General features: G+C 35.4%; 4 protein-coding genes. 3 read left to right on the forward strand and 1 reads right to left on the reverse strand.

Features of this window, described 5'->3' with window-relative positions; translation table 11 throughout:
• Genes ACLCEG_RS04180 through ACLCEG_RS04190 form a run of 3 tightly spaced genes read left to right on the forward strand, consistent with a single transcriptional unit; the run spans position 1 to position 4,969 of the window.
• A complete protein-coding gene (locus ACLCEG_RS04180; protein WP_410566112.1) occupies positions 1-2,169 on the forward strand; it encodes a site-2 protease family protein in 2,169 nt (722 codons plus the stop codon).
• Positions 2,162-4,162 carry a hypothetical protein gene (locus tag ACLCEG_RS04185; protein ID WP_410566115.1) on the forward strand — a complete coding sequence of 667 codons (2,001 nt, stop codon included), beginning with the start codon at positions 2,162-2,164 and terminating at the stop codon, positions 4,160-4,162. Before ACLCEG_RS04180 ends, ACLCEG_RS04185 begins: the two co-directional genes overlap by 8 nt.
• Positions 4,163-4,969: an efflux RND transporter periplasmic adaptor subunit gene (locus ACLCEG_RS04190; RefSeq protein WP_077162519.1), complete on the forward strand. Its 807-nt coding sequence runs from the start codon at positions 4,163-4,165 to the stop codon at positions 4,967-4,969.
• Positions 4,970-5,040: 71 nt separating this feature from the next.
• On the opposite strand, the gene ACLCEG_RS04195 is transcribed toward ACLCEG_RS04190, so the two are convergent.
• On the reverse strand, positions 5,041-6,138 hold the full coding sequence (locus ACLCEG_RS04195; RefSeq protein ID WP_410566118.1) for a hypothetical protein: 1,098 nt from the start codon (positions 6,136-6,138) through the stop codon (positions 5,041-5,043).
• Positions 6,139-6,198: the final 60 nt, after the last annotated feature.

A 6,198-nucleotide genomic window follows, 5' to 3' on the forward strand; every position in this document is an offset into this window, starting at 1 on the left:
ATGCAAAGTTTGTTTTCAGAACACTGGCATCTTGTACGTCATTTAAAACCTCAGTTGCGACAGAATGTTGAGGTTTTACCACGTATTTTACGAGGCCGTGCTTGGTTTTTATTATTTGAACCGATGTCACAACGTTTCGTTAGAGTTAACCCCGAAACATGGTATGTGATTACTCTTTTAGATGGCAAAACTAATGTTGAACAAATATGGGATAAAGCGGCTGAATATATTGAAAAACAAAATGTCAATCTCGACCAACACTACCGAGCAATTAGTCAAAATGAGTTAGTACAATTACTCACTCAGCTTTATAACAATGACTTATTACAAACTGAAGTGTCTTTTGACTCTGAAGAACTATTTAAGCGTTATAAAAAACAAAAATTTAATAAATTAAAGCAATCATTTTTAAACCCAATTAGTTTAAAAATACCTCTGCTTTATCCCGATGCTTTTTTTGGTCAATTAAGTAAATTAGCGCGTTCCATTTTTAGTGTATGGGGATTTTTACTCTGGTTTTTAGTCGTAACTCCTGCACTTTTATTGCTGAGTGAGCACTGGCAAAGTTTAACGAGTAATTTATCGGACCGAGTGTTATCAACCAGTAACCTTTTTATTCTTTGGCTGACATATCCAATTGTTAAATTAATACATGAATTTGCTCATGGTTTAGCAATAAAAGCCTGGAATGGAAATGTCAGAGAAATGGGACTTATGTTCATTATGTTCATTCCCATTCCCTATGTCGATGCGACCTCTTCTTACCACTTTGTTTCTAAATGGCAAAGGATTGTGGTATCGGCTGCAGGAATTCTCACTGAGCTTTTACTGGGCGCAATCGCAATTTATATCTGGCTATCGACTGAACAAGGCTTGATTCACGCATTTGCTTACAACGTCATTTTTATTGCCACTATTTCTACAGTATTAGTAAATGGTAACCCACTCATGCGCTATGACGGTTACTACATTTTGTCAGACTTGCTCGAGATTCCCAATTTGGCAGGTCGAGCGACTAAATATTGGATTTATTTATCAGACCATTATTTGTTTGGTGCAAAAACAGTACAGCCACCTTATGCAACTGAAAATGAAAGATTTTGGTTATTCATTTACGGTTTGCTGTCTCCTATTTACCGCATCACTATCATGTTCAGTTTAGTCTGGTTTATAGCACAAAAGTACTTTTTCTTTGGTGTGATACTGGCTGCTATCTCTGGTTTTATGACTATTGTTTTACCTCTATACAAAGGAATAAAACATATTTATCAAGGAGCGACCTTGTCAAAATATCGTGAACAGGCCATTCAACGTTTATGGATTATTATTGCGGCAATTGTTCTTATATTTTTTATTATCCCGTTTCCATATTACAGTACTCAGCAAGCTATTGTATGGATGCCAGAAGAATCTATTATTCGTGCGAATGAGTCAGGGCATATCCAAAGCATTAATTTTAAGAACAACCAGATTCAACAAAACCAAATCCTTTTTCAACTTTCTAACCCCGATTTACTTGAAAAATATGAGTTACAAAAACTTCAAGTTGAAGAGTTAGATTACAAGCTAAGACAAGCCTCTTTGGATGATCTGGCTCAACGTCGCAAATTAGAATATCAAAAGCAAGGTGCCGTTCAGCAGCTTCAACAGTACCAATATAAAATTGAACAGCTTCAAGTCACGAGCACAGTTTCCGGAAAATGGTTTGCTAAAGATGCTACTGAGATCAAGCAAAGATACTATAAACGTGGGGATATTATTGGTTATGTTATTAATCAACCTGCACAAATTGTTCGTAGTGCGGTTTTACAGCAAGATTATGATTTAATTCAGAACCGCTTAAAAAATATTGAAATCCGCTTTAAAAATCATTTTGATGTGATTTATACAGGGAAAATCATTAGAAGTACCCCGCAAACACAAAAGAAACTTTTATCTTCAGCATTAGGTAGTCAAGCGGGTGGAAATATTACAGTTGATCCTAATGATCAGGAAGGCAAAACAGCTTTACAGAATTATTTTGATTTAGATATTCAACTGTCACAACCATTAGACTCTTCTGTTTTCGGTGATATTGCATATGTTCGTTATCATTTAGGCTACTCGCCTCTTGCATGGCAGTGGACTAGAAAATTGCGTCAATTATTTTTGGAGCAATTCTATGTCTAATCTACGGGCCATCAAAAATATGTCACTGCACCCTTTTTATTTATCGAATGTGGCGCGAGTAGAACAAAAAGATATAGAGCTACATAAGCTTGAAATATTTTTTGCAAACTTATTAGGCTGGATTCCCGCAAAGAAAATTTCTAGAAGGCATATTCATAAATTTGCACAAGCAATAGCAGTTCATAAAGATGCTTTAAAAGAGCTAGACCAATCACAACTTATACAGAAATTTCAGCATACTGTTCAATTATTATCACGCGAGACCAATCATAATCAGTCTATCGCCTTAATATTTGCATATGTTGGAGAAGCGATTTCTCGCGTTTTTAATATCTATCCGCATCCTGTTCAATTTATGGGGGCATATATATTACTAACAGGTAGACTAGCTGAAATGCCTACAGGTGAAGGAAAAACACTTGTCGCAAGTATAGCCGCAACCATTATGGCTGCAACTGGTAATTTCGTTCATGTTTTAACTACAAATGCTTATTTGGCTCAACGTGATGAAGAAGAATTACGTCCCCTATTTGAGTTTTTCCAACTCAGCAGCGGTGCAATTCATAGTGAAATGGAAGTTCCGGAAAGGAAGGAAAATTATCAAAAGCAAATTTGCTATGTCAGTGCAAATGAAATCGTTTTTGATTACTTAAAAGACCACATTTCTGGAAAAGGTACTCAACCTAGACAAATTGAAAACTTACGTTCATTGGCAACTGGAAAAATCGCTGATGATACGATGATTGTACCAGCCCTACACTTTTGTATTGTAGATGAAGCTGACAGCGTGTTTATTGATGAAGCCCAAACACCAATGGTGATTTCGCAAGAAACCGAAGGCCTTATTGAAGCACCAGTTATTCATTGGGCAATTGCCCAAGCAAGAGCGCTTATTCGAGATGTCGATTTCACGATAATTGAATCTGAACACCATGTTGAAATAGAAAATATTTCTCCAGAAAAACAGGTTCCCTTACCTCAGGATGTCAGACCAATCTGGTATAACCATGCATGGAAAATGCTACTGGTTAAACAAGCACTTACTGCTTTATATCTTTATCATAAAGACCAGCATTATATTATTCAGGATAATAAAATTCAGATTGTGGATGAGTCTACAGGCCGAATTATGGCTGATCGCTCATGGGAACAAGGATTACATCAACTCATCGAAGCTAAAGAAAATATTGAGCTCACCAAAGGCCGAGACACTCTAGCCCGAATGACCTTTCAACGTTTCTTTAGAAGATATTTACTTTTATCAGGCTTAACAGGAACTGGGCTAGAAGTTGCACGGGAACTGTGGATGATCTACCGTTTAAAAGTATGTCAGATTCCTCCAAATATTCCGTCCAAACGTAAACAATTTAGACACCGATACTTTAAAACTAATGAACAGAAATATCAGGCGATTGCTAAACATGCTAAAGCAATTGCCGATACCAAGCGTTCAGTTTTAGTCGGCACACGTAGCATTGAAGCCTCCGAAGCGATTTCGGAAGCACTTACCCGACTCAGCATTGAACATATTGTATTAAATGCCCGCCAAGATGCGCACGAAGCTTCAATTATTGCTGAAGCTGGACACAGTGGAAAAATTACAATAGCCACCAATATGGCTGGGCGTGGTACAGATATTAAATTGCGTCCTGAAACCAAACAAGCCGGTGGCCTACAAGTCATTTTGACGGAGTTTCACGAATCAGCTCGAATTGACCGACAACTTTATGGTCGGGCTGGTCGTCAAGGTGATCAAGGATCATGTGTTGCCTATATTTCTGGTGAAGATCAGTTAATGCAGCAAAATATCCCATGGCTTATAAAGTTTATAAACTTCATTCCCTTCATTTATTTGCAATATATTTTTTTAATTTTTGCGGTAAAACGTATGCAAAAAAAATGTCAGAAACGTGCTTACCGAAACCGTATATCCATGTTTAAACATGACAAAAAATTAAATTCTCAAATTGGCTTTGCAGGAAAAATTTATTAAATGAAATATTCTTTTATTGTTCCTATTACGCTTCTTTTATCGGGTACGACTTATGCAGAAGCTATCAATTTCGCTTGTATGATACAACCGGCTAAAATTGTTGAAGTACGAAGTCCAATTACGGGGGTCTTACAAAATGTTCCTGTAAAAGCAGGAAGTCCGATTAAAAAAGGACAAGTTCTCGCTCAAATCGAATCGAGTGTTGAAAAATCTGCAACTCAATCTGCTTACTATAAAACCCAGCTTAAAGGTTCAGCCAACATAGCAAGATCTAAAATTGAGCATGCTGAAAGTAAAGTACAACGTATGAAACAATTATTAGCAGAAAATTTTGTTTCCCGCCAAGCATATGAAGATGCTTATAGTGAGCTACAACAAGCTCGCTCAGAGCTACAATCAGCTCAAGAAAATATCAAGCAAGCAGAATATGAATACAAACAAAGCCAAGCTGATTTAAACCGTAGAAAAATTTATAGTCCTTTTAATGGCGTAGTTATACAACAGTACATCCATGCAGGTAGCTTAGTCAGCCCAACCGAGGGTAAAAACCCAATTTTAAAAATTGCTCAAACTGACCAATTTAAAATAAATGCAATTGTGCCTTTAAAGTACTTTAATCAGATTAAAAAAGGTCAAAAAGTAAAAATTGTGCCTGAAAGCCCGTTTGAGAAGTTTGCTACTACCATTCAACTTGACCACGTTGATCAAGTCATTGATGCAAGCTCAGGTACTTTTAGTACAGGGGCAACTATAAAAAGTAATAGCGTAAAATTTCCAAGTGGTATTCGCTGTAAGATGTATTTATAACTTTGTGCTAACTTTCTTTAAATGTATGAGTATAAAAAGACATGAATATCCTTTTATACTCATACAGTATATTAACTTTCTAAAATATTCTGAATTTCTTGTTCCAATCTTTCATGAAACTGCTCTACCGTCATATCTTTAAAATACCTATTTCTACTTACATAAGGTATAGCTTCGCGAACCAATTGGTCATATAAAGGATCATTCACATATTTTGCCAACACTAAACGAGAGATTGCCCCTAAACCTGTAATATATTCTTTTTCATCACCATGGTTCAGCCATTGATTTAATGTTTCTATATCTTGATGTTTCTTTGCATCGTAGATTAAAAAATCATGTACTTGATCTAAAACATGCTTTAATTGACTAGGTTCACTAAAATGGCTTGGCTCACCTGTTGTACCATGAAGTTTTGGTAAATATTGTAAGGTGTCATCATTAATTAAATGCTGCCGTAATATCCGTATTGCTTTTTCAGGTGAAATTTGAATATAGCTTGTTAAGTTTACTTGACGATAAGCTAAAGTATCAGTTTTATTAGTCCCTAATATTATTATCCCTTCATAAATTTGATCATCGAACTCTCTAAAATAATTAGTTATTTGATTAAATTGATTACTTTTTCTCTTTCGTGTAAAACCTAAAGCTGCTTTATTTAACTCTATCCAGTGATCTGCAAATATACTCAATTTTTCTTTAGTTGAAGGTATTGCTTTAAACTGTTCAAGTTCTTCTTTAGTAACAGGCTTTACCGCATCTAACATTTGTTCAACGCTTTGCTGATCAGGGAATATTTTTTCACGACTGAAAAATATATATGACCTTACATCAAAGGCAACCAAGTCATGTTGGCGTAAAGTTTCAACTAAAACTTTATATAAATATTTACTTTTAGCCAACAGGCCTTGTTCAATACAAAATACATTTTCGGAATAATCAAAATAAGCTTTTACATTTGTAAATGAACTGATAATTTCTTCATCAAAGTTAGCTGCTAGTTCTGACTGATCCACAATACTTTCAACTGCCAATAACCAGTTTTTTAACTTGTCTGTTAAACCTGTTACTTGGGCATGAATTGCATAATATTCTGCTTGTTCTAATGTAGTAATTTTCACATCAGGATGATGCTCATTTGCATCCCAAATATAAAATAATGATGACACGTGATTCCCCTTTTTAATAAAAATAAAGAAGGGATGAATGAATCATCCCTTCTTTTTTAA

This window comes from Acinetobacter sp. H1(2024), from assembly GCF_046557555.1.
GTDB lineage: Bacteria > Pseudomonadota > Gammaproteobacteria > Pseudomonadales > Moraxellaceae > Acinetobacter > Acinetobacter seifertii.